The sequence below is a fragment of the Burkholderia sp. Bp9142 genome (genome assembly GCF_003853415.1).
GTDB lineage: Bacteria > Pseudomonadota > Gammaproteobacteria > Burkholderiales > Burkholderiaceae > Burkholderia.
In genome coordinates this window covers 1-22,288 of record NZ_QTPP01000049.1, presented here as the reverse complement: position 1 = coordinate 22,288, position 22,288 = coordinate 1, and the positions used below count along the sequence as shown (strand labels likewise).

The 22,288-nt window shown below is 58.8% G+C and carries 15 protein-coding genes; 8 read left to right on the top strand and 7 right to left on the bottom strand.

Going from position 1 to position 22,288, the window contains the following annotated elements:
- Positions 1-607 precede the first annotated feature (607 nt).
- From DIE22_RS33700 to DIE22_RS33690, 3 genes are all read left to right on the top strand, one after another.
- A complete protein-coding gene (locus DIE22_RS33700; protein ID WP_124607108.1) occupies positions 608-1,129 on the top strand; it encodes a gamma-glutamylcyclotransferase family protein in 522 nt (173 codons plus the stop codon).
- 606 nt (positions 1,130-1,735) lie between these two features.
- Entirely contained in the window at positions 1,736-2,770 is a 1,035-nt protein-coding gene (locus DIE22_RS33695) for a DUF1338 domain-containing protein (RefSeq protein WP_124607107.1), read from the top strand.
- 90 nt (positions 2,771-2,860) lie between these two features.
- Positions 2,861-3,385, top strand: coding sequence for a hypothetical protein (locus DIE22_RS33690; protein ID WP_124607106.1), 525 nt, complete (start codon positions 2,861-2,863; stop codon positions 3,383-3,385).
- Between the two features lie 251 nt (positions 3,386-3,636).
- Here DIE22_RS33690 and DIE22_RS33685 read toward each other — a convergent pair whose 3' ends face one another.
- From DIE22_RS33685 to DIE22_RS33670, 4 genes are all read right to left on the bottom strand, one after another.
- Positions 3,637-5,004 carry a VOC family protein gene (locus DIE22_RS33685; RefSeq protein ID WP_124607105.1) on the bottom strand — a complete coding sequence of 456 codons (1,368 nt, stop codon included), beginning with the start codon at positions 5,002-5,004 and terminating at the stop codon, positions 3,637-3,639.
- Positions 5,005-5,012: 8 nt separating this feature from the next.
- The gene (locus DIE22_RS33680) at positions 5,013-8,075 is read right to left on the bottom strand and encodes an FAD-binding and (Fe-S)-binding domain-containing protein (protein WP_124607104.1); all 3,063 of its coding nucleotides are present in this window, start codon (positions 8,073-8,075) and stop codon (positions 5,013-5,015) included.
- Between the two features lie 252 nt (positions 8,076-8,327).
- Positions 8,328-9,485: a trans-sulfuration enzyme family protein gene (locus tag DIE22_RS33675; protein ID WP_124607103.1), complete on the bottom strand. Its 1,158-nt coding sequence runs from the start codon at positions 9,483-9,485 to the stop codon at positions 8,328-8,330.
- A 41-nt stretch (positions 9,486-9,526) separates the two neighbouring features.
- Positions 9,527-9,988: a RidA family protein gene (locus DIE22_RS33670; RefSeq protein ID WP_124607102.1), complete on the bottom strand. Its 462-nt coding sequence runs from the start codon at positions 9,986-9,988 to the stop codon at positions 9,527-9,529.
- A gap of 237 nt (positions 9,989-10,225) precedes the next feature.
- Between DIE22_RS33670 and DIE22_RS33665 the strand changes: the two genes are divergently transcribed.
- The 5 genes from DIE22_RS33665 (at position 10,226) to DIE22_RS33645 (ending at position 16,251) form a co-directional block, all read left to right on the top strand.
- Positions 10,226-11,167, top strand: a complete 942-nt coding sequence (locus DIE22_RS33665; protein ID WP_124607101.1) for a LysR family transcriptional regulator — start codon at positions 10,226-10,228, stop codon at positions 11,165-11,167.
- Positions 11,164-12,093 (top strand): LysR family transcriptional regulator, encoded by a 930-nt coding sequence (locus DIE22_RS33660; RefSeq protein WP_185640752.1) that lies wholly within the window; start codon positions 11,164-11,166, stop codon positions 12,091-12,093. The genes DIE22_RS33665 and DIE22_RS33660 overlap by 4 nt, the downstream gene beginning before the upstream one ends.
- Positions 12,094-12,639: 546 nt before the next feature.
- Positions 12,640-13,788, top strand: coding sequence for a branched-chain amino acid ABC transporter substrate-binding protein (locus DIE22_RS33655; RefSeq protein ID WP_124607099.1), 1,149 nt, complete (start codon positions 12,640-12,642; stop codon positions 13,786-13,788).
- A 110-nt stretch (positions 13,789-13,898) separates the two neighbouring features.
- The gene (locus DIE22_RS33650) at positions 13,899-14,861 is read left to right on the top strand and encodes a LysR substrate-binding domain-containing protein (protein ID WP_124607098.1); all 963 of its coding nucleotides are present in this window, start codon (positions 13,899-13,901) and stop codon (positions 14,859-14,861) included.
- A 124-nt stretch (positions 14,862-14,985) separates the two neighbouring features.
- Entirely contained in the window at positions 14,986-16,251 is a 1,266-nt protein-coding gene (locus DIE22_RS33645; RefSeq protein ID WP_124607097.1) for an NAD(P)/FAD-dependent oxidoreductase, read from the top strand.
- A gap of 446 nt (positions 16,252-16,697) precedes the next feature.
- Here DIE22_RS33645 and DIE22_RS33640 read toward each other — a convergent pair whose 3' ends face one another.
- From DIE22_RS33640 to DIE22_RS33630, 3 genes are all read right to left on the bottom strand, one after another.
- On the bottom strand, positions 16,698-17,474 hold the full coding sequence (locus tag DIE22_RS33640; RefSeq protein ID WP_124607096.1) for an SDR family NAD(P)-dependent oxidoreductase: 777 nt from the start codon (positions 17,472-17,474) through the stop codon (positions 16,698-16,700).
- A 68-nt stretch (positions 17,475-17,542) separates the two neighbouring features.
- Positions 17,543-17,854: a pyrimidine/purine nucleoside phosphorylase gene (locus tag DIE22_RS33635; RefSeq protein ID WP_124607095.1), complete on the bottom strand. Its 312-nt coding sequence runs from the start codon at positions 17,852-17,854 to the stop codon at positions 17,543-17,545.
- Between the two features lie 136 nt (positions 17,855-17,990).
- Positions 17,991-21,623 (bottom strand): hydantoinase B/oxoprolinase family protein, encoded by a 3,633-nt coding sequence (locus DIE22_RS33630; RefSeq protein WP_124607094.1) that lies wholly within the window; start codon positions 21,621-21,623, stop codon positions 17,991-17,993.
- Positions 21,624-22,288: the final 665 nt, after the last annotated feature.

Below are 22,288 nucleotides of genomic sequence, written 5' to 3'. Positions count from 1 at the left end.
AGGCGTAGCTGCGTTCATCGAACTGTCACACATCTGGTCGGTCGACTGTAACCCCACAGCAACTATAGCAGCGGATTCTGTTAATCGTCCCGCCACAACGCACATTTTCTCTCCCATGTCGACTCGGCAAGCAAGCCGTCCAACCCGGCAATCTCCAAAATCTCTCTGAATAGCAATGGGAATTGAGAAAGTGCTCGTCGGTGTCGAATCATGCCCCTCTCTGCGACGTATACTGACAGCGACCCACTGCTTCAGGGTTGCCGCGTGGCTGGTCGGGCAGACAACGGCAGCGGCCACGGGATACCCCGGGACTGTGGGATAGTCTTGAGACCCCGGGCGAGGTGGCGAAGTTAGCGCCTCGAGACAAACGGCTGACGGGTGACGCTGGCTCCGAGGTGCATCCCCAAGATGCCCGTGAGTTGGGTCTGAAGGCCTCTATAAGGATGGGGCTGGGCTCAACTCCACCAAGGTGCATATCTGAATCAAGGCATGCATCCTTCAAGAGAAGCAAAACACTGTAAGGTGAGACAAGCTGGGTTAACCAGTTGAAGATCGTCGCAATGTAGAGTTTACGTAGAGGCAAAGTGTTCGTACATCCGGAGTGTAGATGCTGAACCCGAACGAATTTCTTTATTTCGCATACGGCTCGAACATGAGCGTTGAGCGTCTTGTCACGCGATCCCCATCGGCTCGTGTGGTTGCAACTGGATTCTTGACCGGCTATCGCCTCGTGTTTGACAAGTTCAGCCGCAAAGATGGCTCTGGCAAATGCGATTGCGAAAAAACTGATGCGAGAGATGACCGCGTGTACGGGGTTCTGTATGCCGTTACCGACACCGACCGCCACGCGCTCGACGAAGCAGAAGGTGCAGGTTTTGGATACGACTCGCGACACGTCGATGTTGAAACCGAGCAAGGCATGCTTCCGGCTGACACGTACATTGCCACCAACAAGCAGCCAGGGCTCCACTCATACCACTGGTACAAGAACCACGTCCTGGCCGGTGCGCGGCAGGCACATCTCCCCGCGAGCTACATCGCTGCCATCGAGCAAGTCGATTCTGTAGACGACCCCAACTCGGCTAGGGCAGCGCGAGAAAGCGGCATCTACAATGTGCCGACCTCATAGCAGCGGCTGCATAATACTTACCTGGCACTGCACGAGATCGGCTGCGGCGAGAGTATGGATCTCGAAGGTGCATCTCAGGATCGGGAGCCAGCGCAGGCGAGTGCAGTTCCAGCCACGGTTAGCAAGTCCGGTTGGCGACTTCACGTTCGCGTCATCAGCTCTTAGCCGGAGGCGGTGGAGATTTCACAAATCTCGGCTGGCCGTTTAGCCTCGCATCAAGTTCGCGCCTCGGCACCGGTATTGCACACGACATCGAAGCTGTAACGCTTGGACGGAATGCGCAGGCAAGTTTCCTCCACTCCGATTGAAATGGCCTAGGAGTTTGCAAGCACCACCCAATGGATGGCCACCTGAGCTTGGAGCCGCGCCGATGTACGTTGCTCCGACCGTCACCCACGATCTGGCAAACCTCGGCCCCCGGCCATCGTATTTTCAGTGCCGCGACTAGTTCCAAATTGTCATCACAGACCAACTTAGTCTCGCTTTACGGCACGGACATCAGCACCGAATAATGCCAACTAGTAGAACTAGCCAACATCCTGGCTTGCCGGCGGCTGAACTATTTCCCTGTCCTGTCCGTGCTGAACGTGCACTGTGAGATAAGCGATGCGAAACTCAAATGTTGAACAACTGTTACTGAAGTTGCTTGGGCCGAAAAAAACAGAGTTGCTTTTTGCGACCCTTAATTTCCCGATCGTGCTTAATGACTGGGAAGACGGCACAGTCACGCGCGCCGAACTGGCGCAGGCGATGAATATGGCCCTCTTCGAAGATCTGCTGGAGCGGTCACCCAATGGACGAGCCTATACGAGCGACGCGATCGCCAACGGTGGCTCCGTATACTTTGACCACGGCGCTTTGCGCACAGTGCGATGGGCCAACAACGGTGCCCTCCCCCCCGGCGAAGCCGCATTTACCCGGATTCTTCGGCCGCTTGGCTTCAAGTTGAACGGCCGATACCCGCTCGACAAGCTCGGGATGACAGGCCGTGCGTACGCGCACGAAGACGCGCCGGACGAGATCGCACAATTTTTCGTGAGCGAACTGCACCCAGAGCGATTCTCCGAAGAATTTCAGCAAGCCGTCACAAACGTAGTCGGCACGTCGAAAGACCCCTTGACGCCCCTTGCCGTTTCTCAACTTTCCGATCTCGAGCGTGATGGGTCTGTTTCTCTCGCGACTGCACACGAATTGCTCCCGGTCATCGTTGGTGCGTTTGCAAGGCAGCATGATGTCCCACGCGAGGCAGACTACGAAACGTTGCTGCGCGAATCTGCCGAGATGGCATGGATCGCGACCGAAGGCAATGCATTCAACCACGCGACGGATCGTGTCGAAGACGTGTTCAAGTTGTCGGATGACGAAAAGGCCAAAGGTCGACCGATGAAACCTGAGGTCGAGCGCTCACGTTCCGGTCGCGTGTTTCAGACTGCCTATCGGGCCGATTCCGTCCAACGCGAGTTCCGCACTCGGGACGGCAGTTTCGTGACGCGCAATGTCCCCGGTTCGTTCTACGAGTTCATCACGCGCAAGCGTACGTTTGAACAGCAATCTCGTCGTTGGGAGACCGATCTGCGTTTCGACGCCGGCAATGCAACAGGGATCTTCAAGATGACGGCAAACTCAGCAAAGCAGGGCTGATTTGCCGACGATGTGATAGCCAGGAAACCCACTGAGCGCATCTATCTGCGCTCAGACTTTCTGGCTCACACCGATTCCAATGACCACATCGTGAACTTCGACAATCCGAACAAAGGTCAACAGAAAAAGCGCAGTCGCGTGAACTCGGCGATGATCTCGTTGAGCGCTGAATACTTGGTGATGGGTCACCTTCTCCGCAGGAATATTCTCACTCATAAGGCCCCGCTAATAAACAAGGCCTACGATCTCGTCTGCACGCTCCCATATCGATCCGGTATCCCGAAGCCAATACGAATACGGATAGAGAAGCGCTACAGGGCCGATCGTGAGTGCATCATCTCGATTACAGAGCGTTCAATTGACGCCTTTGACTTCCTGGTGCTTACCTGTCTGAACGTTGACTACAGCCCGTCGTCGAACGAGAAATTTGCGTCGACAGATTACTCGCAGGAACCTACGTTCTACTCCCTGCCCGCCGATTTTCTGAGGAAACATCATGACAGGAACGGTGATCAAGAGGCGGTCATTCTGCATGGCGTCGACATCGAAGCGTACAAGGGTATGAGAGGCTTTGAGCTCATCTCCGAGGCACTGGGTATTTCGCAACGTTCGTAGCAACTGTCTGTTATCGCTCCGCGAGAGCGCTTTCCGTGGAACGCGGTTTCGATCAGACCTTCCGATCTCGCTCAGGGCAGATCGTCTTTGAATCGGCACGGACTGCAAGCCACCAACGCAACATATCGTCGCCGCTGAGACTACGTTCTCCGCGGCGATCCCTACGAGCGCACGCCTGATGCAATAAGGGGGCGACATGCGCCCCGCCCCATGGGAACGTCGAGTTAAATGTCCGCGTGCGCGACGCCAGCCTAACGTGCTGCGAACTTTGCCTTCAGCGCCGCGATCGACGACGCCTGCGCCTCCTCATAAAGCGCGATCTCATCGAGCACCCGATCACCAAGGTCTGCTTCGAAGGCAGCTTGCGCCGCGGATGCCGAGTAGCTCTTCTGCTCGGTGCCACCAAGGTTCGATTGGAAAATCCCTGCCGCGCTCACAGGCAGAAAGTCTTCGTATGTGATGGGCGTTGCGTCGACGACTCCCTGGCTCACCAGAGCATTCAGATCCCACTCGTCGAATTGCCGGAGGGCCGCTTCGTCCTTGAGGGTGAACTGGAAGAACGCCAATCCTTGCGCAAGGATCGTGGGCAAATCGTCCGGGAATTCCACGAATGCTTGCTCCAGGCGTGTCACGTAGTCGGGAGCCGAATTGCCAGCGTTGCTCATGTCGCGCACCTTAGCAAGCAACTGGTCATAAAGCTCCCGGCCCTTGCGCGTCAGCGCCATGCCGCGCTGTTCGATCTCGCCGAATCGGGCTGTATGTGAGCCAGCCTGATTGCCCTGCCCCTGGAAAACAATCGTTTCCTCCAGCGCCTTAAAACTAGTCTGCCGCAACAAAATCGGGTGCTTGCGCCTTGGAGGACCTTCGATCACGTCCTTGGCTCCGAGGCCCCGGGTAACCATCTCCTCCTGCGCGGCATCGATGTCCAGCGTTCGGGGCGTAAGATGATTAATGTGGGGTCCCTTGAAGCACACCACATCTGCAATCAGCCGATGGGCATCATGCAGTCGTTCGTACGTGGAAGCGTCGATGGTGGATTCGCTGTGCCAACGGAACGTCTCCAGGACTTCGGTAACGAACTCTGCGGCCTCCGATGCTGTGAGGCCGCCCGTCGACTCGAAGCGCTCGGTCAATTGCAGCGCCCGGGCCGTGAACACCTGACGGCGCCCGAGAATGGCCTGCGCCTCTTCGCGCAACTTCGCGTCCTGGAGAAGCTCAAGGCGCAGAAGTGAGGTGAAGACCCGGAACGGATTCTTCGCCAGTGCATCGGCTCCGACGGGGCGGAACGCCGTGGAATGCACCGGCACCCCCGCAACCGACAGATCGTAGTAGCCGACCGGCTTCATGCCCATGACCGCGAAGATCCGGCGTAGGGTCGAAAGCTCCTTCGGTGTACCCACCCGGATTGCGCCGTGGCGCTCGACCGCTAGGCGCTCCAGTTCGTTCTGGCTTTCCAGTGACTGACGCAACGCGGGTTCGGCTCCGAGGGTGCGCTCGTTGACTACGCTGACCAGATCCAGCAGCGTGCTGTATTGGGGTACTTCTTGGCAATACATCTCGGACATTGCCGTGGAGAACAGCGTCCGAATCTCGTGTGGAGGAAGAAACGAAGGATGCATTCGTAGCCTCAAGTGGGGGAAAGGGCGGAGGCCGCTCGCTGTGCCTCCAGCAGCACTTCGATCGGATGGCGAAGCCGCTTGTCGCGCAGACGGACGACCTGACTGCGGCAGGAGTAACCGGTGGCAAGCAACTCGCCGACATCGCTGCCGTCGATGATGGCAGCCCATGACTGCTCGAAGATCGCTTGAGAAGTAGCGACATTTCGAGTCTCGTGACCATAAGTTCCGGACATGCCACAGCAGCCCGTGGGGCGGGTCCGCAATCGTAGCCCCATGCGTGTAAACAGTCGTCCCCAGTCGCTGCTACTCGAAGGGATATTGGTCTTTTCCGTGCAGTGCGCCAGTAGCGAATAGGACGGGCCAGCAATCTGTCGCTCCGCATCTGGAACGACCTTCAGCAACCACTCCTGCGGCAAGAGCACATCGATCTGCTCGATGCCCGGGACTTTCCGATATTCCTGCCGATAGACCAGCGTCATCGCGGGATCGAGGCCCACGAGCGGGACACCGCTTTTGGCAAGGTGTTGGAGCAACCCCGCATTGGCCTTCGCGGCACGGCCGAATGCTGGCAGGAATCCCTGAACCTGCAGGGGCTTGCCATTTGGACGGAACGGGGCCAGGTAGACCGTGTAACCTAACCGTGAAGCGAGCTCAATAAAGCTCGCCGCCACCGGCGACTCGAAGTACCGGGTGAACGCATCCTGCACGAAAACCACTGAGCGGCCCCTTTTCTCCGGCGCCAACGCATTCAGTGCGTGTGTGGAAGCAGTCTGCACCCCCCACTGCCGCATCATTTTTGACCACGCGAAGCGACTGAGCAGTGGACTGTCCACCATGCCCGCGTTCTTTTCGAGCCAACGCTGGACGGGAACGGTCGACATCAGCGCGTTGTAGATTCGTGGTACGCGAGCGAAATACGGGATGGTGTATTCGAGCGAACCGATCAGATAGTCCTTGAGTGGCCGCAGATACCGGGTGTGGTACAACTCCAGGAAGCGCGAACGGAACTCCGGCACATTGACCTTGACCGGGCATTGGCCTGCGCAGGATTTGCACGCCAGGCATCCCGCCATCGCGTCGTAGACCTCGTGCGAGAAGTCATCTGCGCCCGCAGCGCTGCGGGCGCGCGCCGAATTGCGTGTATTGCGCCAGCGTGCGGGCAGGCTCCGGAGAAACGAGGGGGCCTGCCGCTGCGCCTGCAGCACGTCAACGCCGGCGGCGCCTTGCAGTCGCAGCCACTCTCGAATGAGCGAAGCACGGCCCTTGGGGGACTGCACGCGATCGCGCGTCGCCTTCCAAGACGGGCACATCGCATCGTCGGGATCGAAGTTGTAGCAGGCGCCATTGCCGTTGCAGTGCATCGCCGCTCCGTAGCTTTGCCAGACCCGCTCGTCGATCTGGCGATCGGCATCCCCGCGCAATGGCACCTCGTCTACGCGCAGCAGAGCCAAGTCCGCTGCGGGCGTAGCGATCTTGCCGGGATTGAGCTGGTTGTATGGATCGAAGGCGGCTTTTACGGCCTGCAAGGAAGGGTACAGTTCGCCGAAGAACGTCGGCGCGTACTCAGAGCGCAATCCCTTTCCGTGCTCACCCCACAGAAGCCCACCGTACTTCTTTGTCAGGCGCGCAACATCTTGCGTGATCGGCCGGATCAGGGCCGCCTGCTCGGGATCCTTCATATCGAGCAGTGGGCGCACGTGCAGCACGCCGGCATCGACATGGCCAAACATGCCGTACTGCAGTCCATGCCCGTCGAGCAGTTGGCGAAACTCGGCGATGTAGTCGGCCAGGTTCTCGGGCGGCACCGCGGTGTCTTCGACGAATGGCTGCGGTCGCGCTTCGCCTTCGACATTGCCCAGCAAGCCGACAGAACGCTTGCGCATGGCATACACAGTCTCGACCGCGTGTGTACCGACGGCCAGCGTATGCCCGAGGCGCGTAACACTGCAATCCGACTTCAGGTGCTCCTCGAAGGCCCGCACACGTTGCGCCAACTCGATTTCGTCGTCGCCAGAGAGTTCGACCAGGTTAATCCCTTGCGTCTGAGTCTGCCCATCGCTCGGGAAGTATTGCGAAACGCTTTGCCAGACGATGTCCTTCATCGCCAACGACAGAACTCGCGAATCGACCGTCTCGATGGACAAGGGATGGAGCGCCATGAGAGCCTGCGCATCGCGCAGCGCCTCCATGAAGCTCGCGTAGCGCACGTTGACCAGCGTCGAATACTTGGGAATGGGGAGCACACCCAGGGTCGCTTCCACCACGAAGCCCAGCGAGCCCTCAGACCCGCACAGCAGGCTGTTGAGATTGAACTGCCCCTGCCCGTCCCGCAGGTGCGCCAAGTCGTACCCGGTAAGGCAACGGTTGAGCTTAGGGAAGCACGCTGCGATGCGTTCGCCCTGTTCCGCCTCGATGCGACGGGCAGTCCTATAGCCTCTGCCGACCGGGCCGTCCATCGCGCACACGAGCTCAAGCTCGGTCTCGGACAATGCTGCGCTTTCGTGGCGCGCGCCGCCAAGGTACACACAGTCCAGGCTGACCACGTGGTCGCGCGTCTTGCCATAGGTACAGCTCCCCTGGCCGCTCGCATCGGTGTTGACCATGCCACCGATCGTCGCCCTGTTGGACGTCGACAATTCCGGCGCGAAGAACAAGCCGTGCGGCTTCAGCGCCGCGTTGAGTTGGTCCTTCACGACACCGGCTTGGACCCGCACGCGGCGCGCAGCCACATCGATCTCGAGGATGCGATTCATGTGGCGCGACAGATCGACCACGATGCCATCGGTAAGCGATTGCCCATTGGTGCCCGTCCCACCGCCGCGGGGCGTCAGGATGATGCGCCGGTACGCTACCTGCGCAGCGAGTCGGGTCAAGCATTCGACGTCGACCGCGCTGCGCGGGTACACGACCGCCTGAGGAAGTCGCTGGTAGATGGAGTTATCCGTCGACAGAACCGTACGCTCGGCGTAGGACTCCCCAACCTCTCCTTGGAAGCCGACTTCCTTAAGTGCGTGGCAGAACGCCTTGTAGGTCTGGGCAAGCGAGACAGGAGGTGCAATGGGTTGGATCATGCGCATATTTTGAGTATCGACACGTTCAGCCTTAATCACGCAAATAACCGGATGTCCGTCCCGCCGAGCTCACAAGGTACTTCTGTATGTAGGTCGAGAAGGTATAGAACGACAGCGACCCGCCGGCGGTCGGCACGAGTACCGTCAGCACGGCCCGCTTGCGCGTCATCAGGCCCGCGTGGTCAAGCATCTGCAGGCCAAGGGCCGTGGCCTCGTCGAGGCTGCGGCCCTCCCTCCTTACCTTCCGTCGCGTTACTTATTCAAGATGCTGAGTGCCTGCTCCAGATCAGCAATTAACGCTGCCTCCGGCTCTATGCCGATCGAGAATCGCAACATGTTCGGGGGCACCACGCTGTCCGGCCCCTCCACTGAGGCACGGTGCTCCACCAGGCTTTCGACACCGCCCAGGGACGCACCGATAACGATGACCTTGAGCGCGCAAGCGACCTTCTGCGCCTGCTCCGGCGTGCCATCGATCAGGATGGACAGCATGGCACCGAAGCCGTTGGTCATCTGGCGCTTGGCAATTTCGTGCCCCGGATGCGATTCGAGGCCCGGATACAGCACCTTCTGCACCAAAGGGTGCTTCTCGAAGTGCTTGGCGATGGCCAAGGCGTTCGCGCAGGCCCGTTCGAAGCGCACATAAAGGGTGCGCATACCACGCATGAGCAACCAGGTTTCGAACGGTCCGAGCACCGCCCCGGAGAGATTGCGAATCAGAATGATCTCCTCCCAGCGCTCGTTGACCTCTTTGGTGATCAACACGCCGGCGAGGACGTCGCCATGTCCGTTGAGGTACTTCGAACACGAATGGAACACGATATCCGCACCGAGCTCCAGCGGTCGCGTGGTCACGGGCGGCGACACGCTACCGTCCACGCACAAGATACCGCCGACTTCGTGCACCGCGGCGGCCGCATCGGCAATGTCGATGATGTCCCAAGTCGGGTTCACGGGAGATTCGATCCACAGCAGTGCCGTATTGGGTCGAATGGCCTCGCGCAATGCACCGGGAACCGACTGGTCAAAGAAGCTCAGCTCGATGCCGCGTCGCTCGGCGATGCGGCGCATCCACTTTTGCGCGCCGTGGTACATCACTTGGGGGGCCAGCATGTGCTGGCCAGCCTTGATGGTTTCAAACACCGCCGTCGCCGCGCCCAGGCCTGAGCCAAAGAGGCGGGCTTCGGCGCCACCTTCCAGCTTCGCCAGAATTTTTTCGGCCTGGATGGTGGTCGGATTGCCGTAGCGGCCGTAGCGGATATTGCCGATCAACTCGTAGTTCTCGTCACGCGCGAATGTGGTCGACGGATGGATCGGCGGAATGACAGCGCCCGTGCGCTCGTCAACGAAATGGTCCAGCTGCACCGTCAACAGGTTGCGCTGCAGGTCCGGGTTGCTATCGTGGCTCATGGTGAGGTCTTTAAACGGAGAGGAGGTGAAGTGCCTCGCCTTCAGGCGAGTTCGAAAATGGCTTCGATTTCGACGGAAATTCCACCAGGCAAAGACACGGTGCCGACCGCAGAGCGAGCGTGGTGTCCCGCATCGCCCAGGGCCTGCGTCAAAAGCTTGCTGCACCCGTCGATCACCTTTGGCTGCTCGGTGAAATCCGGCGTGCAATTGACGAGTCCGAGAACCTTGACCACACCGACGATCCTGTCCAGATCACCGACAGCGGCCTTTGCGGTGGCGAGGAGTTGCAACGCAATTGCCTGGGCATCTTCAGCGCCTTGCGCGGTGTCGTAGCCCGCACCCAGCTTGCCCTTACGCAACGCGCCCTGCGCATCGCGCGGCCCCTGTCCTGACAGGAACAGCAGATTGCCGGCCTTGTAAAAGGGCTTGTAGCTTGCCGCAGAAGGCGACAGCACCGGCAACTGCAAGCCCAATTCGGCCAAGCGTTGTTCAACTTTGCTCATGGTTACTTTCAAGATTACGAAATGGTGTTAGTCAAAGCTCACTGACGCTCGATCCCCGTTTCCTCGGCGGTCGTCTTCCAGCGGACGCCGCAGTCTCTAATTCAGCTGGGCAAATGGCCCACCTGCCCTTAGAAAACCAAGACCGTCGCACTTGAGTGCAAGTCTGCTGAAGCTGGGCCAAACAAAAAAGCGATATTTGTCTATGATGTATACTTCCAAAAACAGATACATGAGATCGTGAGCACATTCAAACAGGTGGAGGCGTTCGTAGCCCTTGCCGACACCGGATCGATTTCCGCTGCCGCACGCGCACTCGGTATCGCCCAGTCCGCTGCGTCCACGCAGGTCTCAAACTTCGAAGCCCTATTTCCACGCCCCTTGCTGGACCGGTCAGGGCGATGCCCGACCCAGACTGTGGATGGCGCGGAGGTGTTGATGCGCGCGCGCACCTTGCTGGCGCGGAGAGACGCCTTCCTGTTCGCACTATCCAGCAAGGAACTGCCGATCAGGCAGCTGCGCCTGGGCGTAACTGAGGTCGTCGCGCTGACTTGGCTCAACGCATTTCTTCAAGCGCTGCGCACCGAGTTCCCCATGGCAGAAGTGAAGCTCAAAGTAGGCGTGAGCTTGCAACTGAGAGACGAGCTGCGCTCCGGCGAGTTGGACGCAGTGATCGTTCCCGACTCCGTACGCAATCACGGCTTCTTCGAGACCCGGCTGGGCTCCATCGAGAACCAGTGGTATTGCAGCCCTGCTCTGCACCCAGGGCCAAAGACGCTGCAACTGAAAGATCTGAGTCGCTTCGACCTGTTGTCGCGCGGGTCGCTGTCTCGCTCCGGGGTGCTACTTGAAGACTGGCTGCGCGACAACGGCATCACACCCCGGTCCGTCATTTCCAGCAGCAGTCTTATGGCGGTTCTTGATCTGATGGTGTCAGGACTTGGTATCGCCCACTTGCCTGAACCGCTGGTTCGAGAGCTGTTGGCACGCAACCAAGTGGTCGAGCTTCGCGTGCGACCGCGTGTTCCGGCCGTGGACTACTTGCTGTTGTTCCGTGAGGGCAGTTCCACCCAACTGCATAAGCGCCTAATCGAAATCGCCTCTGAAGCATGCGATTTCAGCGCCAGCTCGAAAGAAACCCTTATTGGCGCCGTGCAGCCTCCTCGGGAGCGCGCCCGATGATCACCATCAAGCAGATTCAGGCGTTCTACTGGACGGCTCGGCTGGGCACGGTCCAGAAGGCGGCGTTAAAGCTGTCCGTGACTCCATCGGCCGCCGCCAAACGAATACAGGAACTGGAACGTCTAGCCACCCATCCGCTTTTCCAGCACCAAGGCACCCGGTTGATGCTGACGGATCATGGCCGAAGTCTTCTGGCGCAGGCTAACGGCATTCTGAAAGCCCTGGCTTCGCTAGAGGAACTCAGGAGCGAGGAGAGCCGCATCAGCCGCACCTTGCGCATCGGCATCACCGAGCTTTCCGCATTGACCTGGTTTCCCGCATTCGCGAAAAGCATGCGTGCCGCCTACCCCGACCTCAGGCTACATCCTGAGGTCGACCTGTCCGCGGTACTCCAAGGAAAAATCCTGAGCGGCGAGCTTGACGTCGTCGTCATTCAGGATATCTATCTCCCACAGGAACTGGAATCGATTCCAATCCAAACGGTACAGTACGGCTGGTTCTGCAAGCCGGGGCTGCTGCCAACAGACCGTATCGTGTCCCTCGATGAGGTGGCTGCGTACCCAGTGATTGAGCAAAACGCCGGATCAGGCTTGACGGCCCTGACTCGCCGCTTGTTTGCCGGAATGGGCATCGACATCGAGCACGTCTTCGGCAGCAACAGCTTGACGGCGCTGGCTGGCTTGGTCGAGGCCGGAATCGGGGTAGCCTGCCTGCCCGTCAAGTACTTCCGGCCCGCTGTTCGGCAAGGGCGCATGACCCCCATCCGCACCACGCCTGCTGTCCCTGCGGCCACGTACCATCTGGCGTTTCGGCCCGACGATCAGTCGGCGTTACGAACCAAGATTGCAGCGATCGCAAAGAAATGCGCGGCGTCAAAGCCGTCTACATCATCAGTCAATGTCGATGATCGGCAGGAAAGCCTCTGATCGAGCGCTGAATATTGAGTGGAATTCCTCTCCGGACGGAACCAAGTTGCGTTCGATTTCGTTGGATCGGCCATCCAGCCTCGATTCCGATGAACCAGACCTTCACCCTGCAGCCGCAACAACACCCCGCGCACTGCGCGAGGGGCGCCACCGCCCGTCGCCATAAATCTGACGTAAGCGTGAATTTGAGCACGCCTGGCCTCCATTGCTGAAGTCACGACTTCACGGAATCTGTCTCGTCCAACGGTTCCTGGTTTTCGTTTCCGTCGAAAAAACGTGCGGAACGAATGCTTCCGAATCCGCCGTCGCTCCAGTTGTATTCCGTTCACTCATGACCTGATACCAAAGTGTCGATTTCGATTGCTTTTATGGAACCTTAGCCTTGCTCATCGACGACACCGAAGCGTCTTGAACGGAGGAGATCTCGATAGGAAGACGAATCACACGCCAGCAATTCCACCCTAGCCTTTCCCCTTGTCAGACTGTCGGCGAACGGATCTGTGCCCTATGGCCGTCTGTCGACGCGTACGCATTACGGATCACATCATGAGACTCAATGCACTCTGCTTCTTGAACCTGCTTGTCGCAGCATCGACTGCCTCGTTCTCTTTCACTGCACAAGCAGAAACCCAGACGGTCAAGCTCGGTTTCGCAGGCCCGTTGACAGGAGCGCAAGCTCAGTACGGCAGTGACTATCAATCGGGTGTCCAACTCGCAATCGACGATTTCAACGCGACCCGTCCGACGGTCGACGGCAAGGAGACGACCTTTGCCCTCGTCCCCGCCGACGACCAGGCGGACCCGAAGACCGGAACAATCGTGGCACAACGACTCGTCGACGACGGCATCAAGGGCATGCTTGGTCATTTCAATTCGGGCGTGTCGATCCCTGCGTCAGCCATCTATGCCAAGGCGGGCATCCCCGAAATCGCAGTCTCAACCGCACCCGCCTATACGCGCCAAGGCTTCAAAACGACGTTCCGGATGATGACTTCGGATACCCAGCAAGGCGGCGTCATGGGCAAGTACGTCGTCGAGAAGCTCCAGGCCAAGCGCATCGCGATCGTGGACGACCGAACCGCCTATGGCCAAGGGCTGGCCGCCGAGTTCGAGAAGGGTGTGAAAGCCGCGGGCGGAAACATCATCGCCCATGAGTACACCACCGACAAATCGACGGACTTCAAGTCGATCCTGACGGTCCTCAAGGCTGCGCATCCGGACTTCATCTACTACGCGGGTGCCGACTCTCAGTCGGCGCCGATGGTGAAGCAAGCCAAGAGTCTCGCCATGTCCAGCGCCTTTGTGTCGGGCGATATGTCGAAGACTGACGAGTTTCTCAAAGTTGCTGGTCCTGCAGCCAACGGAACATTTGTTTCGCTCCCGGGTCTCCCGCCCGAGCGTATGCCTGGCTGGGCTGACTTCGAGAAGCGTTTCAAGGCGAAGTTCGGTACGAAACCGGGCACCTACGCGCCGTACAGCTATGACGGGGCAATGGCGATGATGCGTTCGATGGTTGCCGCCAACTCGTCCACCCCGTCGGTCTACCTGCCCAAGCTGGCGAAAATCGACATGAATGGTGTTACGACGGACCATTTTTCGTATGATCAGTACGGTGATTTGCGTCGTGCCGTCATCAGCGTGTACAAGTGCGAAAATGGTGTGTGGGTACCGAAGGATGTGATCAGCAGCAATTAAGAAGTTAAGAAAGTAGTCCAAACGCGAGGGCGGCCCCACAGACAATCGTGCGGCTGCCCTTACGCGTTGTGTCCAGATATACAGAGCAACACATTACTGCGAGAGATCGTATGGCTATCCCCCGCCGATTCCTCCCCCCGACCGCCATGCTGGCTGCCTTCGAATCAGCTGCACGTACGGGTAGTTTCACTCAGGCCGGCGTCGAGCTGAATTTGACGCAGAGCGCAATCAGCCGGCAGGTCCGAGCACTCGAAGAGCGCCTCGGTGCCGACTTGTTCGTTCGGGAACGCCAAGCCGTCAAACTAACTGAGGCCGGACTAAGTTACGCGCGTGAAATCCGCGAGGCCTTGAAGCACATCGGTGACGCTTCGATGGCGATACGGGCAAGCCCGCGGGCCACATCGCTGAATCTGGCCATTCTTCCCGCATTTGGTTCACGATGGCTGATCCCCCGATTGCACTCGTTCTTTTCTGAGAATCCCGACGTCATCATCAACTTTTCCACTCGCACTACGCCCTTCGAGTTCGAGGCGGAGCCGTTCGATGCCGCGATCCACTACGGCCATCCGGCCTGGATGGATGCGGAGTCGATGCCCTTGATGGACGAGACCGTCATACCGTTGGCAAGCCCTGCTTTCGTGGAGGCGCACAACTTTGCCAGCCCGGAAGATCTCCTCACTGCACCACTTCTTATCCTTCGATCGAGACCTGATGCCTGGGAGCGCTGGTTTCTCGCCAACGGGGTCTACTACGATTCAGTCAACGGACCGCTATTCGACCAGTTTGAGGCAATGGCAGCCGCCGCGAAGGCTGGGCTCGGCCTTGCGCTGCTGCCTGCGTTTCTCTTCCAAGAGGAAGTATCGAGAGGAGAACTGGTGGCGCTTTCCGAAAAGGCGACGCCCACGGACGGCTCCTACCATCTGGTATGGCCACAGAACCGCCGCGACAATCCAACGATGATTCGGTTTCGCGACTGGCTTGCACGGGAAGCCGCCGCCGAACCTGCGGTAGTCCATGAGGTAGTGCCGGATCCCTATCCGATCCCTTCGAGAAGGCGAAATACTGACGCGTAGCGAGACCTCAAGGCCCCATGTTCGGCCTGCATTCCCGAATGACATGACATCGTACAGATTTGTCTCTTTGAGCAAATTAAGGTGATCGGTATCGTGCTCTTACATAACTCAGGAGCACCTGATCATGGTTGAAACAACGAAAACTCACGGACTTTGGGACGAAACCGCGATTCGGGCCCCCTTCACCCCGACTCTCAGCGGTGACCAGTCGGCCGATGTCGTAGTGGTAGGCGGTGGCATCACCGGCATGTCGACGGCGCTGCACCTTGCAGCTCAAGGCGCAAAGGTCGCCGTCCTCGAGGCCCGCGAAATCGGATTTGGCGGCTCTGGTCGCAATGTAGGCTTGGTCAACCCGGGCATGTGGGTGCGGCCGGACGATATCTGCAAGGAGCTCGGTCAAGAAACCGGCGAGCACCTGATCGACGTTCTGGGCAAGGCACCCGGACTGGTGTTTGACGTCATCAAACGCTATCAGCTCGATTGCGAAGCGGTGCATAACGGCACGCTCCATTGTGCGATCGGACAAACCGGGCTCGACGAGATTCGTGATCGCGCAGCGCAATGGCAACGTCGCGGTGTTGCTGTTCGGCTTCTCGACGCATCGGAAACCGCCAGGCGCGTCGGTAGCAGTGCTTTCACCGGGTCGCTGCTCGATGAACGAGCTGGCACGATTCAACCGCTTTCATACGTGCGCGGACTCGCTGGTGCGGCCCAATCGGAAGGGGCCAATATCTATACCGGTAGCGAAGTGTTGAATGTGGAGCGCGTCGGCAGCCGCTGGAAGCTCAACACCCGATCCGGCTCGGTGACAGCTGACTGGGTCGTCACTTCGACGAACGCCTACTCAGGTTCGCTCTGGCCGGCGCTGCGCGATGAGATCATCCCGGTGTATTACTTCCAATGTGCCACGGCGCCGGTTCCCGAGTCCCTTCGCCGGACGATCCTGGCCAATCGTGAAGGTTTGATTTGTACTCGCACGGTCATCACATCGCTAAGGACTGATGCCGCGGGCCGTCTGATCTTCGGTAGCCTCGGGTCGCTGCGAAATATTGGCTCCGGGGTACACCCTGCCTACGCGAAGCGCACCCTTCGTCGCATGTTCCCTGAACTCAAGAACATCCGGTTCGAGCATGAATGGTTCGGGCGGATCGCAATGACGGCCAATCATCTACCGCGGTACCATGAGCTGGACCGTCAAGTTATTGGCTTCCACGCCTATAACGGGCGCGGTATCGGAACCGGAACGATGTTCGGAAAAATCATGGCCGGTCACATTGTCGACCCCCGTCAGGATATGCCCCTCCCCGTGACGCAACCGGACGCGCCTGCGCTGCGTAACCTGCGGTCCGGCTATTACGAAATGGGCGCGGTCGCAGCACACCTCGTGTGAGGGCCGGCGGTCGCGTCGAGGCCGAGATCACTCCGGAATAGGTCGAAAGAGGCGAATGCTTCTTTCGACCTTTTTGTGTATCAACGGATCACCTGCTGATCCATCGCGGCATCAGGTGGCAACGGAGCGCCGTAGGGTCAATGGCATCTGCTCATTTCCGTACAAGCGCGGTTCTCGCTCCGCCACGAACGGTGATCACCACGCCCCAACCGCTACAGATCCGCGAGGTTACTTCCGTGAGCACAAAAGTCGAAGCGCAGCTCGATTGGAGTTGGCATCGCTCCCATAGCAAACAAGCGTAAGATTCCGCCGTCTACTCGTAGATCTCCCCGGCCATACGAAAAACGGCCGAGAGAAACATATGCTTCTCTCGGCCTCGTTACAGATCAGGTGGAGCACCCCGTCTCACACTCAATCACCTGACTGTCACATCGATCGCGTCAATCTCAGTCCTTGACCGGCACCATGTAGTTCACGATCATGCGGCCGCCGTCCGGGTAGATCGTCTGCCCAATGATGTACGAAGCATCGTCGCTTGCCAGGAACGAAACCACGCTCGAGACTTCTTCCGGTTCGCCACAACGGCCGATCGGCGTCCGTGCCAGAATGTTGCGACGAGCCGTATCGCTCGCCATGATCGAGTCCTTCACAAGATCCGTGAGAATCGTGCCCGGGCCGACCGCGTTCACGCGAATGCCGTGCTGAATAAGGCCGACTGCCATCACCGCCGTCAGCTGCTTCATAGCGCCCTTCGAGACCGCGTAGGCGACAGCGTTCGGAATTGCAATGTTGGCGTTGACCGACGACATATTGATGATGGAACCGCCACCGCCTTGCTTGATCATTTGCCGCGCAACGGCCTGGCCAATCAAAAATGCAGACTTCACGTTGATATGCTGCGTACGGTCGAACATGTCTTCCGGGAAATCGACAAAATCGGCCAGATAGATGATGCCGGCGTTGCTTACCAGGATGTCCACGCGACCGAACACGGATACCGCATGCGCAACCAGTGCGGCTGCCCCCTCGGCATTGATCGCCGACAAGTCGCTCGCATACGCCGCCGTGCGTTCGCCGAGACGATCGACTACCGCATCAAGCTTTTCCTTCTGAACATCGACCAGCAATACTTTCGCGCCTTCCGAGAGGAAACGTTCCACGCACGCAAGGCCGAGACCCTGGGCCGCTCCGGTCACGATGACCACTTTATCTTGATGTTTCATTTTGCAATCCTCACTAGATATATCACTTAACTGACCTCTGGTCAGCAGCAATCCAAAAAACTATCTACTCAGTGGTAGTGGCAAACGTACTCGAGCATTTCCTTGACTTCAATTTGGAAGCTCGATTCCGCCGGTACGACGAAACGTTCGTCCGCCGTGTAAATCCGCCACTCATCGCTCCCAGCGACTCGCACGCGGCACTCGCCGGCTACGATCTCCATCGTCTCTCTCCGTTTGACGTCGAAAGTCAGAGTTGACGGGAAAATCACCCCCAGGGTTACTCGGCTGCCATCCGGGAACATGACAAGACGGCTCACGCATTTACCGTCGAAGTGAATATTTGCGGTCTTCAGAACCGAGACCTTGTCGTACTGTTTCATTTGAGAATCCTGAATCTGGAGTCAAGTTGAAAGGCAGCCAGGCTCACCCAACCCGGCATCATCATCCGGCCGGATCGACTGTTTCGGTCTCGAGACCAGTCGACCGGCTTCGGATGATTCTCAGTGCCCGCCTTCTTTAACGGCCACTGGTCGGTGCGCCATAGCCGCCGCCGCCGGGGGTGTTGATTTCGAACACATCGCCAACACCCATCTGGGCTTCTGCGAGATGGTCGAGTTCCTCAACCGTCCCGTCGCTGCGAATGATGCGATTCACCCCGACTGCCCCCGGATGCCCGCCGTGTGCACCAAATGCACCGTACTTGCGACCATTCGAGAGAATGCTGGCCGTCATCGGTTCGAGAAAGCGAACCCGTCGAGTCGTGCCATCCCCACCCGTCCAGCGCCCTGCACCACCGGAACCACGGCGAATTTCAAAGCTGTCGAGACGGACCGGATAGCGGAACTCGAGTACCTCAGGATCCGTCAGGCGTGAGTTCGTCATATGAGCCTGGACAGCCGACGTGCCGTCGAAGCCCTCGGTATCCGACTCGTCGGCAAGGTTCGTCCGCCCCGCACCGGTTCCGCCACAGATGGTCTCGTAGTACTGCACGCGATCGTTGCCGAACGCGAAGTTGTTCATCGTGCACTGACCAGCAGCCATCACACCGAGTGCACCATACAAGGCACTGGTCACGCACGTCGAGGTCTCGACGTTCCCTGCCACGACCGCAGCAGGCGCGACCGGATTGAGCATCGACGCAGACGGAACAATTACCTTCAGCGGCTTCAGACAACCGGCATTCAGCGGGATGTTGTCGTCCACCAAGGTTCGGAAGACATACAACACTGCTGCCATACAAATAGCCAGAGGCGCGTTGAAGTTGTTGTGCTGTTGTTCGGACGTACCAGTAAAGTCGATGACAGCCGAGCGCTGCGCAGCGTTCACCTTGATAGCCACGTCGATATGCGAACCGTTGTCGAGTGGCAAGCTGAACGCGCCGTCGCGAAGGTTCGCGATGACACGCCGGACGGATTCTTCAGCGTTATCCTGGACGTGACGCATATACGCCTGGACAACTTCGAGACCATACTGATCCACCATCTTGCGCAGTTCCTGGACGCCCTTCTCATTGGCCGCGATCTGCGCTTTCAGGTCAGCCACGTTCTGTTCCGGGTTGCGGCTCGGCCACTGACCACTTGACAACTTGGCCAATACTTCAGCCTCGCGCAACGTTCCGGCTTCAACGAGCTTGAAGTCGCTTTGGAAGCGAACACCCTCTTCTTCAATCGTTGCCGAGAACGGGGGCATCGACCCGGGCGTCGTGCCACCGATATCTCCATGGTGCCCGCGGCTGCCGACATAGAAGATCGGACGGTCTACGTTATGGCCATCGAGAAAGACCGGCGTGATAACGGTGACGTCCGGAAGGTGTGTGCCGCCGTCATAGGGATCGTTGATAGCGAAAACATCCCCACGCGAAGTGTTCTCCTTGTTCTTCTCGATGACGGAACGCACACTCTCGCCCATCGAGCCGAGGTGGACCGGCATGTGCGGCGCATTAGCGACCAGGTTTCCGTCGGTATCAAACAGCGCACACGAAAAGTCCAGCCGCTCCTTGATGTTGACCGAGTGAGCCGTGTTCTGCAGTTGCAGGCCCATCTGTTCCGCGATGTTCATGAACAGATTGTTGAACACCTCGAGCATGACCGGATCCACCGTCGTACCAACGGCAAACTCGTTGACCTTGGGCACACGGCGCTCGAGTACGAGATGATCCAGCTCGGTGAGATTTGCTTGCCAACCCGGTTCGAGCACGGTCGTCGCATTCTTTTCCGCAATCACGGCCGGACCAACGACGAAGTCGCCAGGCGTCATGTCTTCGCGCACTACCAGCGCGGCGTCATGCCACTGACCACCCGAGTAGAGGCGGATAGTTTCGGTTCGCTTGGCTTCACGCGGCTCGTGAACCGCGTGACGGATTTCCTCCGGCGCGTCCCCACCGAGGCTTGCTTCAACCGAGATCGCTTCGACGATCAGTGCTTTGCCCTGCATCAGGAACGCATAGCGCTGACGATAAGCAGCCTCGAAGTTCGCAACGATTTCTTCGAGCGTACCGAAGTTCACGACCAGTGCCGAATCGCTACCCTCATAACGTACGTGAACGCGGTGACGCACATTGACCCCACCAGAGCCAACCATTTGCCGCCCCAGCTCATCCGAAGCAGTATTGCCGATCGCGTCCAGCTGCTCAGCAATCACGGGCAGCGATTCCGTCTTCAACGGAAGCTCCACCGCTTGCTCGCGAATGACAGTCTGATCGGCAAGGCCCATCCCGTATGCGGAAAGAACACCGGCCAAGGGGTGTACGAAGACCCGTGTAATGCCAAGTGCGTCGGCGACGAGACAAGCGTGCTGCCCGCCTGCACCACCGAAGCACTGCAGCGTATAGCCGGTCACGTCGTAACCGCGCGCAACAGAGATTTTCTTGATGGCGTTTGCCATCTGCTGCACGGCGATCTCGATGAACCCTTCCGCTACGGCTTCGGCGCTGCGTCCGGTCTGACCTGCAAGCGTCTCGAACTTATCTCGAACGACCTCCAGTCCGAGCGCCTCGTCCGCCCCGGGGCCGAACACTTTCGGGAAGTAACGGGGTTGGATTTTTCCAAGCAAAACGTTCGCGTCCGTGACAGCAAGCGGACCACCACGCTTATAACTTGCCGGACCCGGGTTCGCGCCCGCGCTTTCAGGACCGACGCGGAATCGGGCACCGTCGAAGGTCAGCATCGAACCACCGCCAGCAGCAACGGTATGGATGCTCATCATGGGCGCGCGGACACGAACACCTGCGACTTGAGTCTCGAACTCACGTTCGAATTCGCCGATGTAATGCGACACGTCGGTCGAGGTGCCGCCCATGTCGAATCCAATCACTTTTTCCTGACCGCCGAGTTGTGCAGTCCGAGCCATCCCAACGATGCCACCCGCCGGGCCCGACAAAATCGCATCTTTGCCCTGGAACGAGCCAGCGTCAGTCAGGCCGCCCGATGACTGCATGAAGAACAGCCGGACGCCCGGCATCTCCTTCGCAACCTGGTCCACATAACGACGCAGAATCGGGGACAGGTAAGCGTCTACCACGGTCGTGTCGCCGCGGCTGACAAACTTCATCATCGGGCTGGTCTCGAAAGACGTGCTCACCTGGGTAAAGCCGACTTCGCGCGCGATACGTGCCGCTTCCTTCTCATGCTCCGGATAGCGGTAGCCATGCATAAATACGATGGCGGCGCTGCGCAGACCATCTGAGTATGCGCGCTCCAGGTCCCGGCGCATCGTCTCAGTATCCAACGCCCGCACGACCTCACCATCCGCGCCGACACGCTCATCGACTTCGATGACGGTGCTATAGAGCAATTCGGGCAAAATGATCTGACGATCGAACAGTCGCGGACGGTTCTGGTACGCCACGCGCAGTGCATCGCGGAAACCCGCGGTCGTCACCAGCACGGTCGGCTCGCCGTTACGCTCGAGCAAAGCGTTCGTGGCGACGGTGGTGCCCATCTTTACGCATTCGACGTGGTATGAGGAGATCATCTCACCCGGCTGAAGCCCCAGCAGCTTGCGAATCCCGGCTACGGCCGCATCGCGGTACTGCTCCGGATTCTCCGAAAGGAGCTTATGCGTCACCAGGCTTCCATCGGGCCGTTTCGCCACGATGTCGGTGAACGTGCCTCCGCGATCCACCCAAAATTGCCATTTACCTGAGTTCATGTGTTTGTCTTCGTCCGGTTGATGAATGATCGGGTTGATACACCTCTTGGCAGAGGTGCATCTGCGAACTGAGTCCGCGGACAATGGGCCAGAATTGCCATCTGAGTCTGCAATCGAGGCGGCTTCAGACGGCATCCACGACATCATCGCGTCGACGCCACTGCTCCTACTTGTGGAGTTCGCCAGCTCATGCTCGCGTATCCGCCGGGATGGGCCTCATGGCTAGGGAAAGCAGCACCCTGTTGTGATGACCCATCACGTTGAAACCGAGAATACACAACGCGAAATTGTGCTTAAAGCGACGAATTCTCAATCGTTCATTACATTCAGGAATGCCTCCCGGGCGACATAGTCGACGAGGACTCAGCCCATCGATCCCTGATTTGACAAGGGAAGCAAGCGCAACCGTGAAAGATCGGAGGTATCGGCAGCGGAGCCACAAGGAGTGGCCTACCGGGTCGCTATTGTCTTGATCAGTCGGTATTGTGTGGCCGGTTATGAGGACCGGACGGAGTGAAAAATGGTCACGCAGGTACAGTGTGATCGGCGTCCGAGTGTGGCTGAGTACCGCTGCTCCCCAGTGCCGCCGAACCTGTCCGCATTTTTGTGGGCGAGGCGGTTGAACAACGCGTTATCCACGCGCCTGCATAAATCGCTCGCCGAAC

Bases quoted from the DNA above. Each gene is read 5' to 3' on its own strand.
- DIE22_RS33700 (WP_124607108.1), top strand. From the start codon at position 608: ATGCTGAACCCGAACGAATTTCTTTATTTCGCATACGGCTCGAACATG.
- DIE22_RS33685 (WP_124607105.1), bottom strand. From the start codon at position 5,004: ATGCATCCTTCGTTTCTTCCTCCACACGAGATTCGGACGCTGTTCTCC.
- DIE22_RS33635 (WP_124607095.1), bottom strand. From the start codon at position 17,854: ATGAAACAGTACGACAAGGTCTCGGTTCTGAAGACCGCAAATATTCAC.
- DIE22_RS33660 (WP_185640752.1), top strand. From the start codon at position 11,164: ATGATCACCATCAAGCAGATTCAGGCGTTCTACTGGACGGCTCGGCTG.
- DIE22_RS33645 (WP_124607097.1), top strand. From the start codon at position 14,986: ATGGTTGAAACAACGAAAACTCACGGACTTTGGGACGAAACCGCGATT.
- DIE22_RS33655 (WP_124607099.1), top strand. From the start codon at position 12,640: ATGAGACTCAATGCACTCTGCTTCTTGAACCTGCTTGTCGCAGCATCG.
- DIE22_RS33695 (WP_124607107.1), top strand. From the start codon at position 1,736: ATGCGAAACTCAAATGTTGAACAACTGTTACTGAAGTTGCTTGGGCCG.
- DIE22_RS33640 (WP_124607096.1), bottom strand. From the start codon at position 17,474: ATGAAACATCAAGATAAAGTGGTCATCGTGACCGGAGCGGCCCAGGGT.
- DIE22_RS33680 (WP_124607104.1), bottom strand. From the start codon at position 8,075: ATGATCCAACCCATTGCACCTCCTGTCTCGCTTGCCCAGACCTACAAG.
- DIE22_RS33650 (WP_124607098.1), top strand. From the start codon at position 13,899: ATGGCTATCCCCCGCCGATTCCTCCCCCCGACCGCCATGCTGGCTGCC.
- DIE22_RS33630 (WP_124607094.1), bottom strand. From the start codon at position 21,623: ATGAACTCAGGTAAATGGCAATTTTGGGTGGATCGCGGAGGCACGTTC.
- DIE22_RS33675 (WP_124607103.1), bottom strand. From the start codon at position 9,485: ATGAGCCACGATAGCAACCCGGACCTGCAGCGCAACCTGTTGACGGTG.
- DIE22_RS33670 (WP_124607102.1), bottom strand. From the start codon at position 9,988: ATGAGCAAAGTTGAACAACGCTTGGCCGAATTGGGCTTGCAGTTGCCG.